A 22,485-nucleotide genomic window follows, 5' to 3' on the forward strand; every position below is an offset into this window, starting at 1 on the left:
CTACAAAACGATACTTGCCACTTGGAAAATGCCGTCTAGTTTGGCGATTTCAAGCGTAAGTGATTCATCCACTTGTTGGTCCACTTCAATGACCATGAGCGCGTCATCGCCTTTTATTTTGCGTGACACTTTCATTGCGCCAATATTGACTTCATAATCCGCAATAATTTTCGTAACCGAGGCAATAATGCCGAATTTATCTTCATGTAGCACGAGCAGTGCTGGCGCAGTACCCGTAAACTCCAGCTCAAACTCATTAAGGCGAATAATTTCTACTTTTCCGCCGCCAATAGAGGCGCCTACGAGCGTCATCTGCTTCATCCCATTTTTCAACACAAGTTTAACGGTGTTAGGGTGGGGTGCTTCTTCTGTTTCTTCAATGAATTGAATGTGCATGCCCCACTCTTCAGCGAGTTTTGGCGACTCTTTCATGCGCGGGTCGTCCGGCAAGAATCCGAGAAGTCCGCCGATGAGCGCAACATCTGTGCCGTGTCCTTTATATGTTTTAGCAAACGAACCATAAAGATGAATTTCAACTTGGGCGGGCTGTTCACTAAAGACGCTTCTTGCGATGGCGCCAATGCGGCTCGCGCCTGCTGTGTGGGAGCTTGACGGGCCAATCATCACTGGGCCAATGACATCAAATACACTATTAAATTTCACGAGGCACCTCTTTTCTTTATTCTACTGAAAAAATATACGGGTAAACGGGCTGTCCGCCTTCATGGATTTCAAATTCTACATCGCTAAACTCTTCTGTGATGCGCGTTTCAATTTTGGCTGCATCTTCTTCTGATACACCTTCGCCTAAAATAAGCGTCACAATTTCGCTATCTTCATCTAGCATTAAACGAAGCGTTTCAACGGCCGTATCTTCCAGTCCAGCTTGACTAATTTTAATCGCACCTTCTACCATGCCAATATAATCACCCTTTTTAATGTCCACGCCTGACACGCTTGTATCACGAACGGCTGTCGTCACTTGGCCACTGGCAACATCTTGGATCGCCTCTTTCATCTGCCCAACATTTGTGCTGAAATCCGCATCAGCTTGGAAAGCGAGCATACTTGCTAGACCTTGCGGAATCGTTTTCGTAGGAATCACTTGCACATGCTCTTCGCCTAGCAATGCCGCCGCCTGATCCGCCGCCATTAAAATATTTTTATTGTTTGGCAAAACAAAAACTTGTTCAGCATTCGCCGCTTTAATTGCAGCCACGATATCCTCTGTGCTAGGGTTCATCGTTTGACCGCCTGAAAGTACATTTGCTGCCCCAAGGCTTTCAAAAAGGGCTTTCATTCCGTCACCTGCTGAAACCGTCACAATTCCAAACGGCGTTTTCGGTTTCACATCTTCATTTTTTCCGACAATCGCATCATGCTGCTCGCGCATATTCTCCACTTTCATTTTAATCAAGCTACCGAACTCTTGACCGTAATTAAACACATCGCCTGGATGCTCAGTGTGCACATGAACTTTTGCCACTTCATCATCTGAAACGACTAAAAGCGAATCGCCCATCGTACTCAAATGATTGCGGAATTCCTCTTCATTGAATGCTTTTTGTCCGGGTTTATTTTCATTAATGCGCACCATAATTTCCGTGCAATACCCGTAAGTAATATCCTCAGTGGACATGAAATCTTGCACGTGTTTATGGTGTTCAGCATTGACGAGTTCATTCATGGAAGCCATATAATTTGGCACCTCCATTTTTCCAGTTAGCGCACCGTAGAATCCTTCATAAATAATCATAAGCCCTTGGCCGCCGCTATCTACAACGCCTACTTCTTTTAAAACTGGCAATAAATTTGGCGTATTATCCAGTGCAATTTTGCCTTTTGCAATAATTTCCGCCAAGACCACTTCAATCGTAGCCTTTTCCTCCAAAGAAGCTTGTAAGCCAGCTTTTGCCGCCTCGCGCGCGACAGTTAAAATCGTTCCTTCGACCGGTTTCATAACAGCTTTATATGCGGTTTCAACGCCTTTTGCGAAGCCTCTTGCAAAGTCTTCTGGCGATAATGTTTCTTTATTTTCAACAGCTTTTGAAAACCCTCTAAAAAGTTGGGATAAAATAACGCCAGAATTTCCTCGCGCGCCCATCAAGAGTCCCTTCGCTAAATTAGCACTGACGGCTCCGGCATTAGTTTTGTCATTCGCCGAAACTTCCACTGCGCCACTTGTCATCGATAAATTCATATTGGTTCCAGTATCGCCGTCTGGGACAGGAAAAACATTTAAAGAATCAACAAAATCAGCATTTTTTGATAAATTTTCCGCTCCCATCGCAATCATTGTTGCCCATTTTTCTCCATCTAACTGATAAGTATTCAAGTTAAATAATCCTCCTTAGTCCTCGTTTAGCACTTTAACACCCTGCACATAAATATTAACTGAATCAACAATTAAACCGAGTGTTTTTTCTAAAGTATATTTGACGCGATCTTGCACGTTATAGGCTACTTCTGAAATTTTCGTTCCAAAACGAACAATGATGTACATATCAATATGAAGGCTATCTTCTTCTTTTCTAACGATGACGCCTTTTGTATAGTTTTCTCTTCCTAAAATGTCTGTTAAGCCGTCGCGAATTTGGTGTCTGCTTGCCATGCCGACAATCCCAAAGTTTTCTTCTGCCGCCCCACCAGCAATTGTTGCAATAACTTCATCTGTAATATCTACTTTGCCGAGTTTTGTTTCTATTTCAAGTGACATTTTAACTCCTCCTCACACATTCTTTCACTTTCGTTCTACGTTTTTATCCGTTCGCATCTATTTTACTATAATCCATGAGTGATTGAAAGTATCTGTTTTTTCACCTTATTAATTTCAAGTCCTCCTGCTGTCAAGTAAAAAAACTTAGCACTAATTTCGCGCAAACACTTGCAAGAAACATCTAGGTATGATAAATTATTCTAGTGTATGAAATTAACAAAAGATGTTTTCTGTCTGTCTTGATATAAACGTCTTATGAGAACTTCTGGTAAGGAGGGGTTAAGTTATGGCAAAAGAATGCGTAATTACAGGTCGTAAATCTCGTTCTGGTAACCGTCGCTCGCATGCGATGAATTCAAGCAAACGTACTTGGAAAGCTAATCTTCAAAAGGTTCGTATCCTCGTAAATGGTAAACCGAAAAAAGTTTGGGTTTCTACTCGTGCGCTTAAATCTGGTAAAGTAGAACGCGTTTAATTGAAGCAAGATAAATGCAGCGATTCCATTCGGTGCATTTTTTCTTTTCTTTTTGTAAAACGCTTACAAAAAAACACTGGTACATAGATAAAAAATAAGCCTAAATTCAGTGAAACCCATTTTTAAAGATGGCGTTATGACTAAATTTAGACTTATTTCTTTTACAGAACAAATGTTAACTATGCCCAGACTCTTTTGGTAGATTATCACTTACTGATTTTGCGAGCACTCCGCAAATAATCATAAACATACCTGAAAAAATATGTAGGAAAATAAAGGCGGGAACGCCGCTTACAAACAAAATCGGAATGGCGATTTTGTATTTTTTTTGCCATAAAAAGCTGTATCCAACAACGAAACTCGCAAAAAAGATGATGCTTGCGATAAACATAAGCATGATTGGCACTTTTAAATCAGCCGAATAGTTTCCTGAGAAAACATTTTTTGCGGAGACGACTTCAATGTAAAAGCTAAACAAAATCGCGAGTCCTCCGAAAATAAGTGCTAAATTTCTTTTATTTTTCCAAAATGGCATTTTTACTCATCCTTACTTTGTGTCATTAATATCAAGCCGGTTTGAAACGAAAAAGCGGCTTTGGATTGGTTAAATTCATTGCTCGACAGCGCCCTACCAAACGGGAAATCGGCATTTTCTAACGGATATTTAAACCCTTTTAAAGTTAAACCGCTGACGTTTGACATGGTCGTAAAGGCTACATATTTTTTGTCCGCCTGTTTGACAAGCGTATACTCGCCAGGCGCATACATTTTCATGTAATTGTAGCGGTCAATCATTTCAACGAGCGGAATTGCATCAAAAAACTTTGGTTGTGCGAGCATCATTAAATTCGCCAGTAAATGGTCCATTCGGCCACCTGTCGCGCCGAAAATACGAATTAAGTTGGGCTCCATTGCAATTGCGGCTTCTAATCCGATTTCCGTATCGGTTTGATCTTTTTCAGCTGGAAAAACGCGTACGTCTGCTACTTTTGTTTTTAAGTCGGCAAGTTCCGCTTTCGTTAGCGAGTCGAAATCTCCTAAAGCTATTTCAAAGGGGATATTTAAATCGAGCAGGCGTTTTGCCCCACCATCGACGCCTAGCCAAGTGCTTTTTTCGTTCGTATAGGGTTTTAAATCGGGCAGTTCAGACGCAGGACCGCCGACCATAATGTTGACAATTTTCATCGTTTTCTTCCTTTCCAAAAAAGAAGCAATAGGTGTACTTAAGCCTATTGCTCCCCTTCTAGTTTCCAACGACAACGCGGAGATTATCCATTGGAATTTTACGATCTTTATTTCCATAAATGTAGCTTCCAGCAACGAAAACATTAGCGCCAGCATCTAAGCATGCTTTGGCTGTTTCACGATTAACGCCACCGTCCACTTCGATTTCAATATCGAGTCCTTTTTCATCAATCAACGCTTTAAACGCCGCGATTTTTTCTAGCACTTCTGGAATAAAGCTTTGCCCACCAAATCCCGGGTTGACGGTCATAAAGAGAACCATATCAAGCTCATTTAACACGTGGAAAAGCGTGTCAATGGGTGTTGCGGGATTCAGTACGGCAGCCGCTTTCACGTCGAATGAGCGAATGTGTTGGAGCGTGCGGTGCAAGTGCGTGCATGCTTCAACGTGGACAGAAATGTAATCGGCGCCAGCTTTTGCAAATTGCGGAATGTAGTTATCTGGGTTTTCAATCATTAAATGGACGTCAAGCGGCAATTTGGTGCGCGGTCTAATTGCTTTTACGACATCTGGACCAAACGTAATATTAGGAACAAAATGGCCGTCCATCACATCAATATGCAAATAATCGGCGCCTAAGCGTTCTACTTCGGCAATATCTTTTTCCAAATTCGCAAAGTCTGCGCTTAAAATTGAAGGTGCAATTTTTCCCATCATGAATACCTCGGCTTTCTATTTTTTAATTCCGTTAAAATTTGTAAGTAATGCTCATAACGAAAATCGGCAATTTCATCTTCTAAAACAGCTGTTTTCACCGCACAATTGGGTTCATTTTCATGTAAACAACCGCGAAATTTACAGCCAGAGCGCCGATCTTCAATTTCTGGAAAACAAAATTGTAAGTTTTCAGGCTCTAAATTATCCCATTCAATGGAACTAAATCCGGGTGTATCGGCGATAAAACCATCACCAATTGGCAAAAGCTCTACATGTCGTGTCGTATGCCGACCGCGGCCGAGAGAAGTTGAAATTTCCCCCGTCTGCAAAGTTAAATCAGGATTTAATTGATTTAAAAAGGTCGACTTACCAACACCCGATTGCCCCGCAATAACCGCGGTTTTTCCGTGAATCAAGTCCAAAATAGCAGCTTTATCAACATCGCTCCCAGTCAAAAATACCTCGTATCCAGCATTTACATAAATATCGCGGTAATTTTCAATGGCTTTTCTTTCTTCTTCTGTGGCTAAATCCATCTTACTGATGCCAATCACCGGACGAATATCTTCTTTTTCAATCGCAACTAGAAAGCGGTCGGTTAAATTGGTGGAGAAGTCCGGTTCCACTGCTGAGAAAATGAGGATAGCAATATCAATGTTCGCAACAGGCGGACGAACTAATTCATTTTCACGAGGTAAAATATCTAAAATATAACCGTCCGTCTGATTATCCGCTTGAAAAGTGACGTCATCACCAACAAGAGGCGTTAGTTTTCGTTTTCGAAAGTTTCCTCTTGCTCTCGTTTGATAGACCGTACCTTCATGAAACACGTAGTAAAAACCACTTAACGCTTTAATAATTTGTCCTTCCAGTTTTACGACCTCCTTTAATTCGGATAATCTACCGTACCTTCATCAATAGTTTCATCATCACGCAAAATTTTATAGCTTCCTTTTGAACCTTCTTCAATTTCAAACGTAATCGTAACACTTGTATTTTCGGTAATATCTAGTTCGCGATACGGGGTTGACATCGAATGATTTTTATCATCAATATAAATTTTAACATGTTTTGGTTTCGGCGAGTCGCCGTCGCCGCCTGAACCTGCATCACCATACGGAATTTGAATCGTTTTTGTCACGCTTTTTACTGCTTTTTCTTTCGGTCCTTTGGAAATCACAACATTCACCGTTGATCCGGCGTTTATCGTCGTACCTGCGGCAGGTGACTGCGAAATCACTTGTCCTTTTTCAACCGTATCGCTGTTTTGTTCTGTTGTTTGGATCGTAATTCCGACCGAGGAAGCATAGTCATCGAGTGCTGTTTGATTATAGCCGCGTAAATCTTTTAATGTAATTGGTGCTTTACCGCGACTCACCATTAGCTCAACATCTGTATCTTTCGCCACAACATCCGTTCCAGCAGCAGGACTTTGCGAGATTATCATCCCTGCTTCTACGGTATCGCTATATTCTTCTTTTTTCGAAACGGATTTAAAGCCCTGTTCTTTTAAAACTGTTTCCGTATCCTCATAGCTCCTACCAGAATAATCTTCCATCGTGACTTTTTTAGAGCCGATACTAACATAAAGTGTTATTTTAGCACCTTTTTCTTTCATTTCCCCAGCTTCAGGGTCGGTATTGATAACATCTCCATCTTTAACAGAATCGCTATTCTTTTCAATGGTTCTTCCAATCGTAAACCCTTCTTTTTGTAGCAAAGAAATGGCTTGTGATTCGGTTTTACCACTAACATCTGGCACTTCAAATTCTGTTGGATTTTTTCCGAGCAACCAAAGCGTTAAAATGATTCCTGCAAATAGCAAAATGACGCCAAAAACAATCCAGAAAATTTTCTTTTTCTTGCTCATTTTTTTCTTCGGCTTTTTCCCATCCGCGTCGCCTTCTTTGATTGCCTCTTCTTCTGCAAGCGGCGTTTGTGTGACGGTATCATCTAAGTTGCGCATCGCGTTTTTCGTCGCAATAATGGGAATCGTTTTTGTATCCCCGTCGTCCGTGTTCGGAATAAATTTAGGCTCGTTCAGGCGGTCTTCATTTAAACAAGTTTCTAAATCTTCTTCCATTTCTTCAGCAGACTGGTAGCGGGCAGCAGGATCTTTTGCCGTTGCTTTAATAATAATATTTTCCAAGCTTTGCGGGATAGCAGGATTCGTCTCTCGAACAGACGGAATGCTTCCCTGTAAATGTTTAATCGCAATGGATACAGCGGATTCCCCGTCATAAGGAACTTGTCCGCTTAGAAGCTCATAAAGCACAATTCCGAGCGAATAAATATCTGATTTTTGAGTCGCCATGCCGCCGCGCGCTTGCTCGGGAGATAAATAGTGCACAGAGCCGACAAGCGAATTGGTTTGCGTAATTGAGGTTTCCGAAAGCGCCATCGCAATTCCGAAATCCGTAATTTTCACAACTCCATCATGGTCGATTAAAATATTTTGCGGTTTAATATCACGGTGAATGATATGATATTTATGCGCTGCCGAAATGGCTGAAACAATTTGCTTCATAATTTCAACGGCTTCATCAAATGGAATCGGGTGTTTTTCTTGAATGTATTGTTTTAAATCCATGCCTTCCACGTATTCCATAACAATGTAGTGCAAATCATTTTCTTCACCGACATCATAGATGCCAACAATATTGGGGTGCACTAAACTTGTTGCTGACTGCGCCTCACGCTGGAAGCGACGAATCAAATTGCTTTCATCAGCTAAATCAATTCGCAAGATTTTCACTGCCACATCGCGGTCTAAAATCATATCGTGTGCTAAAAATACATTAGCCATTCCGCCGCCGCCAATTGGGCTTAAAATTTTATATCGTCCGCTTAGTCGTTTTCCAATCATCATGATGAGTCACCCCCTTTTCTTACGTTATCCCGTTTAAGTAGTAACACGGTAATATTATCTTCTCCGCCGTTTGCGTTTGCTTTCGTAATAAGCGAATCAGCTTTTTCAGCAAGTGTTCTTTTGCTGGTTAAAACTTGTCGCATTTCTGCCTCCGAAATCATGTTGCTTAGCCCATCTGAACAGAGTAGCAAAATATCTTCTGTTTGAAATGGTGTAATAAACGTATCCGTGTCAACAAAACCTTCCACGCCTAATGCGCGAAGTAAAATATTTTTGCGTGGATGATTTTCCGCGTCTTCTTTCGAAATTTCACCTTTGCGAAGAAGCTCGTTCACAAGTGAATGGTCTTCCGTAATTTGCACAAATTTCTCGCCTTGAAGCAAGTAACCGCGGCTGTCACCAACATTGGCAATGATGGCTTGACTTCGCGTGAAAATCGCAGCGACTAGCGTCGTGCCCATTCCTTTTAGCTCAGGTTCCTTTTCTGCTTCTGCGGTAATGACGCGATTGATTTTTTGAATCACAATGCGAAACCAGTCTTCCACATCATTCGCGTGTAAAAATTCTTCTGTTTCCTGCCAAGCTTCACTAAGAAGTTTAACGGCCATTTCTGAGGCAACATCACCGGCGCGATGACCGCCCATTCCATCTGCAACTATGACAATTGGATTCCCAGTTTTATTTTCAAAAACACCACCGTTATCTTCATTATGGTGTCTGATTCTTCCTCTGTCCGTTCTAAATTCAACTTGCATAGTTTCTCTCTCCAATCTTAAGGGCGCCGTTTGAAACTCGCAACATAAAATCCGTCGCTTCCAAAATCCGTCGGTAAAATTTGTAAGTCATTGCCCGTCTTTAAATGTTCTAACGATTTCGGGACAGTAACCGATTTCGCCTCAAACTCTGGATGCTTCTCCAGAAATTTCTGCACAACTTCGGCATTTTCTTCCCTGTCAATCGTACAAGTACTATACACTAATATACCATTTTCTTTAACAAGTTGGCTAACTTCATCTAAAATTGCGAGCTGAATTTCGCTAAGTCGCGCAATATCATCAGGCTTTTTACTGTATTTAATATCTGGTTTTCGTTTTAGCACGCCAAACCCAGAACAAGGTGCGTCCACTAAAACGCGGTCAAAACTTTTTGTTTCGAATTCGCTTGTTGCACTTCTCGCATCTAAAGCGAGCGTTCGCACGTTTAATAAATTCAACCGACTAGCCGCACTCGCTACGAGTTTCGTTTTATGAGCGTGGATATCAAGCGCCATCACACTGCCAGTCCCGTTCATCTTCTCCGCAATATGCGTGGTTTTTCCCCCAGGAGCCGAACACGCATCTAAAACGTCCAAGTCGTCCGTAAGCTCGAGCGCATAGGCCACAATCATCGAACTTTCGTCTTGAATGGTACATTTTCCGGTTTTAAAAGCGTTCGTATTTGCGATGCTTCCTTTTTCAATCTCCAGGGCCTCTGGTATAATCTCCGACACTTTTGCAGAAATTCCTTGGTCCGCAAACTCTTTTACGAGTGACTTCGGATTGGTTTCAGTTACATTCACACGTACCGTTTGATTTGGCGGAACTAAAAAGGCCTCTCCAAGTTCAAGTGCGCGCTCGTACCCAAATTGTTTGATAAAACGTGCTGCAAGCCATTCTGGCAGGCTAACTTGAACGCTAAGTCGCGTCACGTCGTCTGAAATCGCATCAATGGCTGGTACGCCTCGGCGAATGATGTTGCGCAAAACGCCGTTCACAAATTTCGTTACGCCATCATGACCGCGCTTCCGCGCAATTTCACCAGCTTCGTGTAAAATCGCATGTTCGGGAATTTTATCCAAAAATTGCATTTGATAAACTGACAACCGCAGCAAATTTTGCACCCAATCTTCTGGCGTCTTTTTCAAAAACGGCTCAAGGAAAAAATCAAGCGTAATTTTCCGTTGAATTGTCCCGTAAACTAGTTCTGTCAAAAGCCCTCTATCCGCTACATTTAAATCTTGTTTTTTTAAAGCATCATTAATAAGTAAATGGCTATAAGATCCTTGATTTTCTACTTTTTCAATTAGTTCAAGCGCAATTTCACGAACTTCTTTTTTCATTTAATCACCAAACCTAACTTCCTTTGAAATATTTCGGAGCGTTCCTTGAATAAACGCATTCGCGTCCATTTTCGGCTTCCCAAAAGGTTGAACAATTTCTGGCACGACAAGATTGCCATCACCGCACACAATGCCAAATGTTGATTTTGTGAGCAGCACAAAACTTCCCGGCGAAAGATCAGTTTGCTCGCTAGATAGATGCGCCCGCCAAATTTTAAACGGTTTTCCTTCAAACGTCGTGTACGCAACTGGAAACGGCGAAAGCCCGCGAATATGGTTCCACACAACCCGCGCTTCTTTAGAAAAATCGAGTTTTTCCTGTTCACGCGACACATTGCGTGCAAACGTAACCTTTTCCGGATTTTGCGGCACCGCGTTTATCTTCCCTGCCAAAAAGTCTGGCAACGTATCCATTAAAAGTGCCGCGCCAAGCACTGCTAATTTTTCAAACATCGTGCCCGTATCATCTTCGTCCGTAATTGGCATACTGCGCTGCGCAATCATATCGCCGGCGTCTAGTTTTTCCACCATGTACATAATCGTCACGCCCGTTTCCGCCTTCCCGTCCATGACCGCATAATGAATCGGCGCGCCGCCGCGGTACTCTGGAAGCAGTGAAGCATGCACATTAATCGCGCCCTTTTTAGGTAGCGCAAGCAAATTGTTCGGCAAAATCTGCCCATAAGCCGCTGTCACGAGCAAATCCACATCAAGCGCGAGTAAGGCGTCTAATTCTTCTGATGCACGCAATTTTTCAGGCTGGTAAACAGGAATGCCGAGTTCGTTTGCCGCAACCTTAACCGGTGGTGCCGTTAAAACGCGTTTTCGTCCGAGCACTCGGTCTGGCTGAGTTACGACGGCAACCACGTCATATTTTTCAGCTAAATTTTTCAAAACGGGCACCGCAAAATCTGGCGTCCCCATAAAAATAATTTTTTCCATTTTTTCACTCCTTACATCAGAACGTACGGCTCCACATCAATTGAAATCGCAAGTCCTTTCGCTTGTTCTTTTTGGTAGTGTTCAAGTAGCATCTTAAGCTCCTCTTTCAAAGCTGGTTCTTGTTTATATTTAATCATGCACTGGTAGCGATACTTATTTTTAATCCGACTGATGGTACTTGGAACTGGCCCTAAAATAATCGAATCCCGCCCAAGCTTAGAGCGCAAGTAGCTCGCCATGTCTTGAATCGTTTTTATCACTTTCCGCTCGTCTTCGTGACTCACGTTAATAAGCGTCAGGAAGTAGAACGGCGGGTATTCTCCGCGGCGGCGCATCAACATTTCGTGACCGTAAAAGCCGTGGTAGTCATGCGTTTTCGCGTACTGAATGCTGTAATGCTCAGGGCTATAACTTTGCACAACCACTTCTCCGGGTAAAACATGCCGCCCAGCGCGTCCACTCACTTGCGTGAGCAACTGAAATGTTCTTTCGGCTGATCTAAAATCGGGTAAGAACAGCATCGTATCAGCATTTAAAACGCCGACAAGGGTAATGTTCGGAAAATCAAGCCCTTTGGCAATCATTTGCGTGCCAAGCAGAATATCAGCTTCGCCATTTTGAAAGCGCGAGAGAAGCTTTTCGTGCGCCCCTTTTTTGCGCGTCGTATCCACGTCCATTCGAATGACGCGCGCCTCGGGAATTAATTTCGCAAGGCTTTCCTCCACTTTTTGCGTGCCCGCCCCGAAGTAACGAATGTGCTCGCTCTCGCATGATGGGCATTTCATTGGGACGCGCTCTTCGTGGCCGCAGTAGTGGCATTTCATTTTATGTGTCGCTTGATGGTAGGTAAGTGAAATATCACAATTGGGGCACTCCACCACATATCCACAGTCGCGACACATGACGAATGAGGCATATCCCCTTTTATTCAAAAGCAGGACGGTTTGCTCTTTTCGTTCGATTCGTTCTTTGATTTTTTCGAGCAGTGTGCGTGAAAATTCTGTGCGGTTTTCGCTACGTAGTTCTTCGCGCATGTCTACTACGTGCACTTCTGGCATTTCTTGTTTGTTGATTCGCGTTGGAAGCTCTAGCAAGCTGTAGACGTTTTTTGTTGCGCGCGCATAGGATTCGAGCGACGGCGTGGCGCTACCGAGTACAACTGGGCAGCCGTGACGTTTAGCCCGCCAAATGGCAACATCGCGCGCGTGGTAACGCGGATTATCTTCTTGCTTGTACGTTGCCTCGTGCTCCTCATCGATAATAATGAGCCCCAAATTTTCAAAGGGTGCAAACACGGCCGAACGCGCGCCAACAACGACTTTCGCTTCTTTCCGCTCAATTTTTCGCCATTCATCATATTTTTCACCGTGCGAAAGGGCGCTGTGCAAAACCGCCACCGCGTCGCCAAATCGACTTTTAAACCGCTCGACCATTTGCGGCGTCAAGGAAATTTCTGGAACGAGCACAATGGCTTCTTTTCCTTTTTGTAAAACTTCCGCAATGGATTGCAAATAAATTTCCGTCTTCCCGCTTCCTGTTACGCCGTGCAACAAAAAAGTTTCTGGGCTTGCTTCATTTGCCGAAAGCAGAATCCGGTCGCAAGCCGTCTGTTGTTCCTCAGAAAGCGAGAGCGGCGTTGTCCGTTCAAACTCGCGACTCTCATAAGGGTCCCGGCTCACAATTTTGTCTGCAAGACTAAGCGCGCCCTGTTCAACTAGCTTACTAATAGCCTGTTGGCTCACACCAAGCTCTTCCTTCAGCTGCTTGACGGGCACAAATTCCGCATCGCTAGTTTCAAAAAACGCGAGCAATTTGGCCTGCGCTTTCGCATTTTTCGGCAAATCAGAACGCGCATCATGCAACTGACTTAGCGACAATTCACATTTAGCAACACGCATTTTTTTATTCGTCACTTTGTTTTTCACAGCATGCGCGAGTTCAATTTGGCCACTGCGCAAATATTTCTGTACGCTTTTTAAAATGCCACGCGCCTCTAGTTCTTTAAACGGCAACGTTTCATATCCTTCAAAAAGCCGCTCTAATTCGTCGTCTTCCGTATCAAGTCGTACCACGTATTTCTCATATTTAGCCCGAAGAGCAGCCGGCAACATCGCCTGATACACCGAAACGCGGAACGCGAGCGTTTCTTTCGCGAGCCAGTCGCCCAGTTCAAGCAGCTCCTCATTTAAAACTGGCAGCACGTCCATCACCGAGTCAATCGTTTTAAGTTTCGTAACATCTGCCGCCTCGCCTAGCTCAACAACAAAGCCTTGCACCTTCCGATTTCCAAATGGCACAGAAACCCGCGTCCCGACCATCACAAGGTCAACCAAATTTTCCGGCAAAACGTAATCAAACGGCCTGTCGACTTGCATCGCCGGAACATCTACAATCACTTTCGCAATTTGAATCATTCGTTCGGCTCCAATCGGTCCGCAATTCGCTTCACAATTTCTTTCGCCACTTCACTTTTGTCTAAAAGGGGGTAACTTTCTTCGCCGCCATTTGCCCCGTAAATCGTCACAATATTCGTATCGGTGCCAAACCCCGCACCCGCGTCTGTTATATCATTCGCCACAATAAAGTCAGCGTTTTTAGATTTTAATTTCTTAAGCGCATTTTCGCGCACATTTTCAGTCTCCGCCGCAAACCCAATAACCACTTGCGCGTCTGATTTCGTTTCACCAACGTCAGCCAAAATATCCTTCGTCCGCTTCATCTCAACCGTGAAGTCGCCCGGTTGCTTTTTAATTTTCTGCTCGCTCACCCGCTGCGGCGTATAGTCCGCAACTGCAGCCGTCATCACAAATGCATCTTGTTTCGCCTGGTTTTCCTTCACCGCCGCATACATCTCCTCAGCCGATTCCACGTATAAAACGTTCACGCCAGGTGGGACTAAACGCTCACGTGCACTCGTTACAAGTGTTACATTCGCTCCGGCGCGTTTTGCCACCTCTGCGACAGCAAAGCCCATCTTCCCTGTTGAATGGTTCGTAAAGTAGCGGACGGGATCTAGTTTTTCGCGTGTCGCACCGGCTGTTACGAGCACGTTTTTCCCTAAAAGTATCGTTTCATCTTCTAAAAAAAACTCACGAATGCGCAGAACGATTTTTTCAGGCTCCTCAAGCCGCCCGCGGCCAACATAGCCACAAGCAAGGTACCCTTCTTCTGGCTCGATAAAGCGCACGCCGTCTGCATAAAGCTGGTTAATGTTTCGCACGACCGCCTTGTGCTGAATCATATGCACATTCATCGCTGGTGCCACCCAAACCGGAGCTTCTGTCGCAAGAAGCGTTGTCGTCACCATATCATCTGCTTGCCCGTTCGCCATTTTTGCAATAATATTCGCGGTTGCAGGTGCGACAATCACAAGGTCAGCCCAGTCCGCAAGATCAATATGCGCCACCACTTTCGAATTTTTTTCATCAAAAGTGTTTGTATAAACATCATTTCTGGATAAAACTTGAAAAGAAAGCGGAGGGACAAATTCCATCGCATGCTCCGTCATCATCACTTTCACATTCGCGCCTGCCTGCGTCAATTTACTTGTAAGGGCAACCGCCTTATAAACCGCAATGCCGCCTGATACCGCTAGTAAAATATTTTTTCCATTCACTTTGATTCACCTCAAGTCCACATAATCCTTTTTATTATAACATGTTTTGGCAAGGAAGATTACGCTTGCGTTTTTGAAAATAAAAGAGCGCCCCGCAATTACTTTTGGGCACTCTTTTGTCACGGGTGAATAGCTCATCTGGATACGATTATTTTTCATGTATAAAAAAATACACTTATCTAGTACACATAAAAAAGCCCAAGTTTCTAATCTCTTTTAATAGTTTCTCGTACAAAAAAAGCGAATGACTTCTCATTCGCTTTTCGTTTTATTCAGCGTCTTTCGCAATTACTAGTTTGCCAGCGTGAACTTCTTCCAGTGCTTTTCCAACATATTTATGAGATTCGTAAGTGGGTAACGAGCCTGGGTCGTTTTCTGCTTGCATCGCTCTAGCGCGAGCAGCCGCAACAGTTACTAAAGAGTATTTTGAATCAATTTTTAACAGTAAATTATCAATCGATGGGTATAACATCATAATTAAATCTCCTCCAACATATTTTGATAGCGGTGAATCACACGCTCCGTTTTTAAATGTTCTGTTTCGACAATGCCTTTAATTTTGCGGACAGCGTCAAGGACGACGTCATTTACGACCGCGTAATCATAGGAAGCCATCATTTCAATTTCTTCTTTAGCGGTTTTCATTCGCGCTTCGACGACTTCGAGCGTTTCTGTGCCGCGACCGATTAGGCGGTTTTTGAGTTCGCCGAGATCTGGCGGTGTTAGGAAAATGAAAACACCTTCTGGCATTCGTTTTTTCACTTGCATCGCGCCTTGAATCTCAATTTCTAAAAAAATATCGATGCCGTTAGCAAGCTTTTCCTCGACATAATCGAGCGGCGTCCCGTAGTAGTTGCCAACATATTCGGCGTATTCGAGCATTTTGCCGTCAGCGATAGCTTGCTCAAACTCCTCGCGGCTTCTGAAATAGTAGTCAACCGCCTCTTGTTCGCCTTCGCGCGGCTTTCTCGTTGTCATCGAAATCGAGTATTCGAATTTCGTTTCCGGGTCCCGAAAGACCGCTTCCCTTACCGTTCCTTTGCCAACCCCACTCGGTCCTGAAAGAACAATTAAAAGGCCTCTTTCCGTCATTCCCTTACCTCATTTCTAAAGTCATTCCACATTTTGGACTTGTTCACGAATTTTTTCAAGCGTCGTTTTCATTTCCACGACATTCTCAGTAATCGTTATCGACATCGCTTTCGACCCAATCGTATTCACTTCCCGGTTCATCTCTTGAATTAGGAAATCCAGCTTTCGCCCCACTGCGCCTTCTTGCGTAAGTATACTATAAAACTGTTTCAAATGGCTATCCAGCCGTTCGGTTTCTTCGTTAATGTCGGCTTTTTCTAGGAATAAACCGAGTTCCGTGAGCATCATGCGCTCGTCAAATTCGGCTTCCGCGAGTTTTGCTAGCCGTTCCTGAAGACGCGCTTTATATGCGGCTTCCATCTCTGGAATCGCCTGACGCACCGCAAGCATGCACGACTCGAATGCCTCTAAGTGCGATTTAAAATAGAGCGCTATTTCAGCGCCTTCTAAACTGCGCATCTCATCAAGCCTTTTTGTTGCCCCGTGAACTGTTTCTAAAACAAGGGCTTCAAGCGCCGAGTCAGCCTCGCTACTTTCACGAACTTCAAGAAAAACAGGATCCGCTAAAAAGTCACGCATCGTCAAGCTTTCCGAGAACTCATAACGCGCTTCCGCTTGTTTCAAGAACCGGTAATACTCGTCGGCCAGTTCAAAGTCCACCGCCAAGTGATGCTTCGCAATTTGTGCCCCTTCAAACGAAATAAAGCACTCCACTCGCCCGCGCTTTAAAACCCCCGAAAGCGTCTTTTTAAGCTTTGTTTCGAGATAAGCGAATTGCCTAGGCATGCGAAAAACTGCCTCAAAATATCGATGATTGACGGCCTTTAATTCAACCGTCACCTTACAATCATCATTTTCTTTCGTTTTTCGACCGAAACCTGTCATGCTTTTCACCATAAGATTCGCCACCTCTTATACTAGTTTCATCTAATTATTATAGCAAAGCTCGTGCTACTTGCATAGTTAAACTTAAAATTGTGATACAATAGTACGTAACAAACAAGTAAAGGAAGAATAAAAATGGCATTTGATGCAATGTTTTTAAAAGCTATGACCGAAGAAATTAAAGAAGGCGCGGAAAGTGGACGCATTATGAAGATTCATCAGCCGTTTCCGCACGAACTTTTGCTTTATATCCGAAAAAACCGCGAAAATAAACGCCTGCTCATTTCAGCGCACCCAAGTTATGCGCGTGTGCAGTGGACGACAGATGTGCCCGAAAATCCACCGAATCCGCCGATGTTTTGTATGCTTTTGCGCAAACATTTGGAAGGCGCCATCATCGAGGAAGTTAGGCAGGAGCCGAATGAGCGGATTCTCGTGCTTGGGTTCCGCGGAAAAGACGATATTGGAGAAAATCGTTTTTTAGATTTGTATATTGAAATTATGGGGCGTCACAGCAATTTAACGCTTGTGGATCGTCAAAAAGGAACGATTATTGATTGCATAAAACATATTAGTCCTGCGCAAAATAGTTACCGGACACTACTTCCGGGCGCCGAGTATATTTTACCGCCTAAGGCAAACAAAATCGACCCGTTCACGGTTTCTACGGCTGATTTGGAGACATTCATTTCGCCAGAGGAAGATTCGGCCAAAGCTCTCGTGAAACATTTCGCGGGTTTCAGCCCACTTCTCGCTCTGGAAATTGTCCACCGGGCGGGTGACGCTAGTCCAAATTCGCTACAGTCTGCCTTCTTTTCTGTTTTGCAGGAAATTCCAACCTTTTTAGGCCAAAAAGCTGTGCCGCATACTTTCGTGCGTAACGAGAAGGAAGATTATTATTTTATGCCGCTAGCGCTTGAGGCTCATGCGAAGCGTTTTGATTCTTTGAGTGAATTGCTCGATGCATTTTATAGCGGGAAAGCGCGGCGTGACCGCGTCCATCAAATGGGGCATGATTTGGAGCGTCTTTTGGCGAACGAACGGGCGCGCAACGTTTTAAAGATTGAAAAACTGGAAAATACGCTTGTTGAAACGGAAAAGGCTGACGAGTTCCGCATTCAAGGCGAACTGCTTACGGCGAGTTTATACAAAATGGAAAAAGGTATGGCAAACGTGACGGTGCAAAATTTTTATGATGAGGCCTTGCCAGATGTGACAATCCCGCTTGATACACGCCTAACGCCTTCACAAAACGCCCAGCGCTATTTTACGCGCTACCAGAAACTGCGTAATGCTGTGGCGTACGTCGAGGAACAAATCGCACTGACGCAGGAAGAAATCGCCTACTTGGATAATGTTCTTGCACAACTGGAAACGGCCGGCCCGAGCGACGTAGAAGAAATCCGGCAGGAACTCGCCGAACAAGGTTACCTTCGTTACAAGAAACCAAAAAACAGCCGTCAAAAAAACGCTGCGCCCAAACTCGAAAAATACACCTCAACAAGTGGCCTACCGATTTTAGTCGGAAAAAACAACAAACAAAACGAATATTTGACGAATAAACTCGCAAAAAACAACGAACTGTGGTTCCACGTCAAGGATTTGCCTGGTTCGCATGTTGTGATCCAAGACCCGAATCCCGATGAAACAGCCATCGAAGAGGCCGCCATGATTGCCGCTTATTTCTCAAAAGCACGTCTATCAAGCACCGTCCCTGTTGACGCAACGCTCGTCAAGCACGTGAAAAAACCAAACGGCGCCAAACCCGGCTATGTCATTTACGATAATCAAACGACCTATTTCGTAACGCCTGACGAAGAAAAAGTCCAAGCATTAAAAAATAAATGAGCCATTGCCCCGGTATGATGTGTATCGGGGTTTTCTGTCGATGTTCGGTAACGTAAAATTGCTGGGGGAACGACAGAAAGTTGGGAATCATTGGGAGAGTAGGAGAACGAGGAGATAATGGAACAATCAATTCGTTTTTCCATCCCATTTTCCACCCAAAAATCTAGGGTCGACAGAAAACCACTTTTGAGCTATGATGAGAGTAGAGCTCGAGAGGGTACCAGTTTTAATCTATGTATTGTGAAATGTAAATACGTACTCTTCATCTTTTGTGAAACATGAGAATTCGTTTTAATCTATGTATTGTGAAATGTAAATGACAAAAATGGTAAGTTAGTACTTGGTTATATTTACGTTTTAATCTATGTATTGTGAAATGTAAATATTGGTCTGTGGGATGAAATGAATGGAACTACTCAGTTTTAATCTATGTATTGTGAAATGTAAATTCTCATGACAGAAGACAAAGAATATCAAGCGGAAATGTTTTAATCTATGTATTGTGAAATGTAAATAATTCCAGTTTTTCGTTTTTTTGAGTGATGACATTGTTTTAATCTATGTATTGTGAAATGTAAATTTCTTTCGCGGACTGTTCAATTAACCGCGTTGTTTTGTTTTAATCTACGTATTATGAAATGTAGATTCTGTCGTGACCTTACTTTCAAACTCATTCGCCGCTGTTTCAATTTATGTATCATAAATTCTAATCCCATTAAAATCCCCCGCCAAAATAAAAACTCTGGTGGGGGATTTTTTATGTTTGGTTTAAACAAATGACCGTAGTTCCTTGTTTTTTGCGAATTTGTAGCTGGCAATGCTGAAAAATAGGAGGGTGTAGCCGAGTAAAATGATGATGTTTAAACTTAAATCGGCAAGTGTTCCGTTTTGTTGGAGTTTTGAGACGGCGTCCATCACCCAGTATTGCGGCATGAAAGCGGCGATTTTTTGCATGATTTCTGGCATGATAGCAATCGGAATTAGCGCGCCAGAAAGTAGCGTTGAAATCGTGAAAATCGTCGTTTGCATCGCTGAAATACTCCTTCTGCTTCCTGCGACAAAGCCGAATGCGAGTGACAGCACGACCGCCATCAGTGAGAACACCGCAAGGATTGCAAATAAATCAACGTATGCAACACCCGGATTAATCCGGAAGGCAAAACGCATTGCAAAGAGACAAATCAGCACCTCAACAAGCACAATCACATAGGCGAAAAGCGCATTGCCAAGCAAATACTTTTTGCTGGAGAGCGGCGTGGACATTAAGCGGTAAAACGTCCCTTCCTCCTTTTCTTTTAAAATGAGCTCCCCGAGACTGCCAGCTGCATAAAGCAGCATCATGCATAGAAAGCCAAGAATTTGGGCCGACATCATCTTTTCAATGTCCGATTGATCCTTTAGGTCGGTGTTTTCAATCGGTAATTTTGAAGCGTCATACGTTTTGACCGTCTGCTCAAAATTTGCTTGCCCGCCTAGTTTCTCCAACTTCAAAAGTTTATTAATCTCATTTGAAAGTAGCATTTTGGTCGTGTTTATCGTATTTTCGCCTTGAATCGACTCAATTTTAAAGTCGCTCGCCGTTTGGTTCGCTAAACTATCATTAGCACCTTTTTGAATTAAAATGAGCGCATCCAGCTGGCCGCCAATTAGTTCGGCTTTGCCTTTTTCATAGGAAACCTCTTTCATGCCGGCGTTATCTTCTTTTAAAAATGTCACCAATTGATTCGTATACATACCCGAGTCCTGATTCACTACACCCAGTTTTAAAACTGTCGTGTCATTCATCTGTGTGCCGTAGGAAAAAAAGTAAATTAAAATACTCAAAATTGGAAGACCTATAATCATAATCATACGGACTTTTGATTTCTTTAATACGTCCCAATTATGTTTGAAAATCCAACCCATTTGTGCCATCTTAATACACTTCCTTTCGCTTTTGCGTTATAGCAATGAGGCCAATAAAGAGAATGGCAAAGCCGACATTAATTACAATCGGCATGATAGCCGCGGAAAGTTGTCCGTTGTAAAGAATATCGCGAATACTAATGTTCGCCCAACCAATTGGGGAGAGCTTTTGAATTGTCGGACTTATCATCGGGAAGTAAGCCCCGCCTAGGAAAGCAAAAATTTGGACAATAATGCTCGAAACGGCAGCCCCTGCTGCATTACCGTTAGATAGAACGTCAATCGCCATGCCAAATGATACGGAGAACAAGGCGAGGCTGAAATAAACGGCCGCGATGATGAGGACCGCACTCCCCCAGTTCACGTCAAAGAACAATTGGGAAACCGTCATAAGCAAAACTAAAGAAATCGCTTGAACGACCAGTTCACCAATGAAATTCCCCGTAATCGCCACTTCTTTTCTAAGCGGCGCAATGAGCAAGCGAATATCCGTATGTTTCAATTTCTCAATTCGAAACGCGTTCACACCAGACATCATACCAAACATCATCGTCATGCCGATGAGCGCAATCGCATAGTACTGGAAAGACGACACATTATCGCTCGTTTTCAGTTTTTGGACCGAAATCGCGTCTTTAGGTACGTCGTTTAAAGCCATGACGCCATTCATTTGTGTAGGATTCACTTTTGCCGTCGTCACAGCGAGTTGATATTGCGACGCGAAAGCATTGATATAGCCGTCCAGTCGCGCTTTTTCAACCGTCCCGGGGCTGTTTGTCACAACGCGCAAATCATTTTCCTTCACCTGAATGAACGCTGTCGCATCACCGTTTTTCACCTTCGCCTCACCAGCTTTAACCCCATCGACTTGTTTAAAAGTAACGCTCTTCGTACTTGCTTCATTCGCAAAAGTTGCAAAGGCTGTATTCATGTTGGCGTCTGCCTGAAGGGCGTAGACGATGTTCATCTTGCCTAAATCGCTGTCGTCAGTAAACGCGTTTTGAAGGACGCTGCCGAGTACGAAAATAAGCGCGATTGGAAAAATGAGCATGAAAATGAAGAAGCTTTTATCGCGCAGTGAAAGTTTCACTTGCTTTTTGATGATGTGAAATAACATTTTGACAGCCCCCTTCTAATCACGCAATTTTCGCCCAGTTAAGTTTAAAAATACAGTTTCCAAGTTGAGCGTTTCTTGATTAATTTCCAAAATATCGATTTTATGTTGCAGTAAAATGGCCAAAATCGAGTTTAGCGTGTTCACTTCGCTACTTGATGTGATGTGAAGCGAATTTGTTCCGTTCCACGTCACCGCCTGAACGCCCGAAACCCCTTCGATGTCTTTTGTCGTAACACTTGCGTCTTGATCCACGATAATTTCCATTTCTTTGACGTCCGTCACCAAACTAATGAGCTGTTCTTCCGTGCCTTCTGCAATGACTTTCCCGTGGTCAATAATCGCAATATAGTCGCAGATTTCCTCGACTTCTTCCATATAATGACTCGTATAAATAATGGTTGCCCCATTTTCATTCAGCTTTTTAATCGAGCGTAAAATATAATTACGAGACTGCGGGTCAATACCAACTGTCGGTTCGTCCATAATGATAAGTTCCGGACGATGCGCAATAGCACAGGCAATGTTCAAACGACGTTTCATACCGCCTGAGAATGCTTCTGGACGTCCTTTCGCTTTATCCGTTAAGCCAACAAAACTAAGCGCCTCATTTGCCGCTTTGTCAAGTTCCGCGCCGCGCAAACCGTATAGCCCAGCAAAAAATTTAACGTTTTCAAGCGCCGAAAGTTCATTATAAAGCGAAATTTCTTGCGGCACGAGGCCAATCTTACTTTTAATCCTCAAGCCGTCTTGCCCTTGCTGCTCTCCGAAAATCGTAATATTACCGCTCGTTTTTTTAATTAAGCCACATAAAATGCTAATCGCCGTACTTTTCCCAGCGCCGTTAGGACCGAGCAAACCAAAAATTTGCCCCTTCTCAATCGAAAGCGTGAGCCGGTCAACCGCAATCGTTTTATCAAATTTTTTCGTTACTTCATTTATTTCAACGATTTTCATAATGTACCTCCTCGTTTTCTCTATTATAAAAAAGAAGCGAGGACTTTGCCTAGTGCAATTCCTCA

At 43.5% G+C, this 22,485-nt stretch carries 21 protein-coding genes and 1 CRISPR repeat array; of the genes, 2 read left to right on the plus strand and 19 right to left on the minus strand.

Translation table 11 applies throughout. The annotated features are described in order from the left end of the window. From sdaAB to BN1609_RS04510, 3 genes are read right to left on the minus strand one after another with little or no spacing between them, the layout of a single operon-like run. Positions 1-663 (minus strand): L-serine ammonia-lyase, iron-sulfur-dependent subunit beta, encoded by a 663-nt coding sequence (gene sdaAB, locus BN1609_RS04500; protein ID WP_088809515.1) that lies wholly within the window; start codon positions 661-663, stop codon positions 1-3. A 16-nt stretch (positions 664-679) separates the two neighbouring features. Next, positions 680-2,335 (minus strand): DAK2 domain-containing protein, encoded by a 1,656-nt coding sequence (locus tag BN1609_RS04505; protein WP_088809514.1) that lies wholly within the window; start codon positions 2,333-2,335, stop codon positions 680-682. Between the two features lie 15 nt (positions 2,336-2,350). Beyond that, positions 2,351-2,716, minus strand: coding sequence for an Asp23/Gls24 family envelope stress response protein (locus tag BN1609_RS04510; RefSeq protein ID WP_088809513.1), 366 nt, complete (start codon positions 2,714-2,716; stop codon positions 2,351-2,353). A 286-nt stretch (positions 2,717-3,002) separates the two neighbouring features. Between BN1609_RS04510 and rpmB the strand changes: the two genes are divergently transcribed. Continuing rightward, positions 3,003-3,191, plus strand: a complete 189-nt coding sequence (gene rpmB, locus BN1609_RS04515) for a 50S ribosomal protein L28 (RefSeq protein WP_036096174.1) — start codon at positions 3,003-3,005, stop codon at positions 3,189-3,191. A 175-nt stretch (positions 3,192-3,366) separates the two neighbouring features. Here rpmB and BN1609_RS04520 read toward each other — a convergent pair whose 3' ends face one another. The 13 genes from BN1609_RS04520 to BN1609_RS04580 form a co-directional block, all read right to left on the minus strand. Continuing rightward, on the minus strand, positions 3,367-3,726 hold the full coding sequence (locus tag BN1609_RS04520) for a hypothetical protein (RefSeq protein ID WP_088809512.1): 360 nt from the start codon (positions 3,724-3,726) through the stop codon (positions 3,367-3,369). 2 nt (positions 3,727-3,728) lie between these two features. Continuing rightward, on the minus strand, positions 3,729-4,376 hold the full coding sequence (locus tag BN1609_RS04525) for a thiamine diphosphokinase (protein ID WP_088816262.1): 648 nt from the start codon (positions 4,374-4,376) through the stop codon (positions 3,729-3,731). 58 nt (positions 4,377-4,434) lie between these two features. Then, on the minus strand, positions 4,435-5,091 hold the full coding sequence (rpe, locus tag BN1609_RS04530) for a ribulose-phosphate 3-epimerase (RefSeq protein WP_088809510.1): 657 nt from the start codon (positions 5,089-5,091) through the stop codon (positions 4,435-4,437). Then, positions 5,091-5,966: a ribosome small subunit-dependent GTPase A gene (gene rsgA / locus BN1609_RS04535; RefSeq protein ID WP_088816261.1), complete on the minus strand. Its 876-nt coding sequence runs from the start codon at positions 5,964-5,966 to the stop codon at positions 5,091-5,093. Before rsgA ends, rpe begins: the two co-directional genes overlap by 1 nt. A 14-nt stretch (positions 5,967-5,980) precedes the next feature. After that, positions 5,981-7,963: a Stk1 family PASTA domain-containing Ser/Thr kinase gene (gene pknB / locus BN1609_RS04540; protein ID WP_088838967.1), complete on the minus strand. Its 1,983-nt coding sequence runs from the start codon at positions 7,961-7,963 to the stop codon at positions 5,981-5,983. After that, a complete protein-coding gene (locus BN1609_RS04545) occupies positions 7,960-8,718 on the minus strand; it encodes a Stp1/IreP family PP2C-type Ser/Thr phosphatase (protein ID WP_088809507.1) in 759 nt (252 codons plus the stop codon). The genes pknB and BN1609_RS04545 overlap by 4 nt, the downstream gene beginning before the upstream one ends. Before the next feature lie 17 nt (positions 8,719-8,735). Next, positions 8,736-10,061, minus strand: a complete 1,326-nt coding sequence (gene rsmB, locus BN1609_RS04550) for a 16S rRNA (cytosine(967)-C(5))-methyltransferase RsmB (RefSeq protein ID WP_088825429.1) — start codon at positions 10,059-10,061, stop codon at positions 8,736-8,738. After that, positions 10,062-11,003 carry a methionyl-tRNA formyltransferase gene (fmt, locus tag BN1609_RS04555; protein ID WP_088809505.1) on the minus strand — a complete coding sequence of 314 codons (942 nt, stop codon included), beginning with the start codon at positions 11,001-11,003 and terminating at the stop codon, positions 10,062-10,064. A gap of 11 nt (positions 11,004-11,014) precedes the next feature. Beyond that, positions 11,015-13,417, minus strand: a complete 2,403-nt coding sequence (gene priA, locus BN1609_RS04560) for a primosomal protein N' (protein ID WP_088840553.1) — start codon at positions 13,415-13,417, stop codon at positions 11,015-11,017. Beyond that, complete coding sequence (gene coaBC, locus BN1609_RS04565) at positions 13,414-14,619, minus strand: bifunctional phosphopantothenoylcysteine decarboxylase/phosphopantothenate--cysteine ligase CoaBC (RefSeq protein WP_088816257.1); 1,206 nt, start codon at positions 14,617-14,619, stop codon at positions 13,414-13,416. Before coaBC ends, priA begins: the two co-directional genes overlap by 4 nt. A gap of 268 nt (positions 14,620-14,887) precedes the next feature. Beyond that, positions 14,888-15,091 (minus strand): DNA-directed RNA polymerase subunit omega, encoded by a 204-nt coding sequence (gene rpoZ, locus BN1609_RS04570; protein WP_088809649.1) that lies wholly within the window; start codon positions 15,089-15,091, stop codon positions 14,888-14,890. A gap of 5 nt (positions 15,092-15,096) precedes the next feature. Then, positions 15,097-15,711 carry a guanylate kinase gene (gene gmk / locus BN1609_RS04575; protein WP_088809502.1) on the minus strand — a complete coding sequence of 205 codons (615 nt, stop codon included), beginning with the start codon at positions 15,709-15,711 and terminating at the stop codon, positions 15,097-15,099. Between the two features lie 21 nt (positions 15,712-15,732). Then, positions 15,733-16,608, minus strand: a complete 876-nt coding sequence (locus tag BN1609_RS04580) for a YicC/YloC family endoribonuclease (protein WP_088809501.1) — start codon at positions 16,606-16,608, stop codon at positions 15,733-15,735. 123 nt (positions 16,609-16,731) lie between these two features. Between BN1609_RS04580 and BN1609_RS04585 the strand changes: the two genes are divergently transcribed. Continuing rightward, a complete protein-coding gene (locus tag BN1609_RS04585) occupies positions 16,732-18,444 on the plus strand; it encodes an NFACT RNA binding domain-containing protein (protein WP_088840554.1) in 1,713 nt (570 codons plus the stop codon). A 223-nt stretch (positions 18,445-18,667) separates the two neighbouring features. Beyond that, a CRISPR array of direct repeats spans positions 18,668-19,156; the repeat unit is 30 nt; unit sequence GTTTTAATCTATGTATTGTGAAATGTAAAT. A 56-nt stretch (positions 19,157-19,212) separates the two neighbouring features. On the opposite strand, the gene BN1609_RS04590 is transcribed toward BN1609_RS04585, so the two are convergent. The 3 genes from BN1609_RS04590 to BN1609_RS04600 are packed head-to-tail and all read right to left on the minus strand — an operon-like array spanning position 19,213 to position 22,420. Next, the gene (locus tag BN1609_RS04590; RefSeq protein WP_255377310.1) at positions 19,213-20,358 is read right to left on the minus strand and encodes an ABC transporter permease; all 1,146 of its coding nucleotides are present in this window, start codon (positions 20,356-20,358) and stop codon (positions 19,213-19,215) included. A 1-nt stretch (position 20,359) separates the two neighbouring features. After that, a complete protein-coding gene (locus BN1609_RS04595; protein WP_088809498.1) occupies positions 20,360-21,466 on the minus strand; it encodes an ABC transporter permease in 1,107 nt (368 codons plus the stop codon). A 15-nt stretch (positions 21,467-21,481) separates the two neighbouring features. Further along, the gene (locus BN1609_RS04600) at positions 21,482-22,420 is read right to left on the minus strand and encodes an ABC transporter ATP-binding protein (protein ID WP_088809497.1); all 939 of its coding nucleotides are present in this window, start codon (positions 22,418-22,420) and stop codon (positions 21,482-21,484) included. Positions 22,421-22,485: the final 65 nt, after the last annotated feature.

It is taken from the genome of Listeria sp. ILCC797 (assembly GCF_900186185.1).
Classification (GTDB): Bacteria; Bacillota; Bacilli; order Lactobacillales; family Listeriaceae; genus Listeria; species Listeria goaensis.

Excerpts from the sequence above, each read along its gene's own strand:
- BN1609_RS04510 (WP_088809513.1), bottom strand. The coding sequence starts at position 2,716 with ATGTCACTTGAAATAGAAACAAAACTCGGCAAAGTAGATATTACAGAT.
- rpmB (WP_036096174.1), top strand. The coding sequence starts at position 3,003 with ATGGCAAAAGAATGCGTAATTACAGGTCGTAAATCTCGTTCTGGTAAC.
- BN1609_RS04520 (WP_088809512.1), bottom strand. The coding sequence starts at position 3,726 with ATGCCATTTTGGAAAAATAAAAGAAATTTAGCACTTATTTTCGGAGGA.
- BN1609_RS04525 (WP_088816262.1), bottom strand. The coding sequence starts at position 4,376 with ATGAAAATTGTCAACATTATGGTCGGCGGTCCTGCGTCTGAACTGCCC.
- rpe (WP_088809510.1), bottom strand. The coding sequence starts at position 5,091 with ATGGGAAAAATTGCACCTTCAATTTTAAGCGCAGACTTTGCGAATTTG.
- pknB (WP_088838967.1), bottom strand. The coding sequence starts at position 7,963 with ATGATGATTGGAAAACGACTAAGCGGACGATATAAAATTTTAAGCCCA.
- BN1609_RS04545 (WP_088809507.1), bottom strand. The coding sequence starts at position 8,718 with ATGCAAGTTGAATTTAGAACGGACAGAGGAAGAATCAGACACCATAAT.
- rsmB (WP_088825429.1), bottom strand. The coding sequence starts at position 10,061 with ATGAAAAAAGAAGTTCGTGAAATTGCGCTTGAACTAATTGAAAAAGTA.
- fmt (WP_088809505.1), bottom strand. The coding sequence starts at position 11,003 with ATGGAAAAAATTATTTTTATGGGGACGCCAGATTTTGCGGTGCCCGTT.
- priA (WP_088840553.1), bottom strand. The coding sequence starts at position 13,417 with ATGATTCAAATTGCGAAAGTGATTGTAGATGTTCCGGCGATGCAAGTC.
- rpoZ (WP_088809649.1), bottom strand. The coding sequence starts at position 15,091 with ATGTTATACCCATCGATTGATAATTTACTGTTAAAAATTGATTCAAAA.
- gmk (WP_088809502.1), bottom strand. The coding sequence starts at position 15,711 with ATGACGGAAAGAGGCCTTTTAATTGTTCTTTCAGGACCGAGTGGGGTT.
- BN1609_RS04580 (WP_088809501.1), bottom strand. The coding sequence starts at position 16,608 with ATGGTGAAAAGCATGACAGGTTTCGGTCGAAAAACGAAAGAAAATGAT.
- BN1609_RS04585 (WP_088840554.1), top strand. The coding sequence starts at position 16,732 with ATGGCATTTGATGCAATGTTTTTAAAAGCTATGACCGAAGAAATTAAA.
- BN1609_RS04590 (WP_255377310.1), bottom strand. The coding sequence starts at position 20,358 with ATGGCACAAATGGGTTGGATTTTCAAACATAATTGGGACGTATTAAAG.
- BN1609_RS04595 (WP_088809498.1), bottom strand. The coding sequence starts at position 21,466 with ATGTTATTTCACATCATCAAAAAGCAAGTGAAACTTTCACTGCGCGAT.
- BN1609_RS04600 (WP_088809497.1), bottom strand. The coding sequence starts at position 22,420 with ATGAAAATCGTTGAAATAAATGAAGTAACGAAAAAATTTGATAAAACG.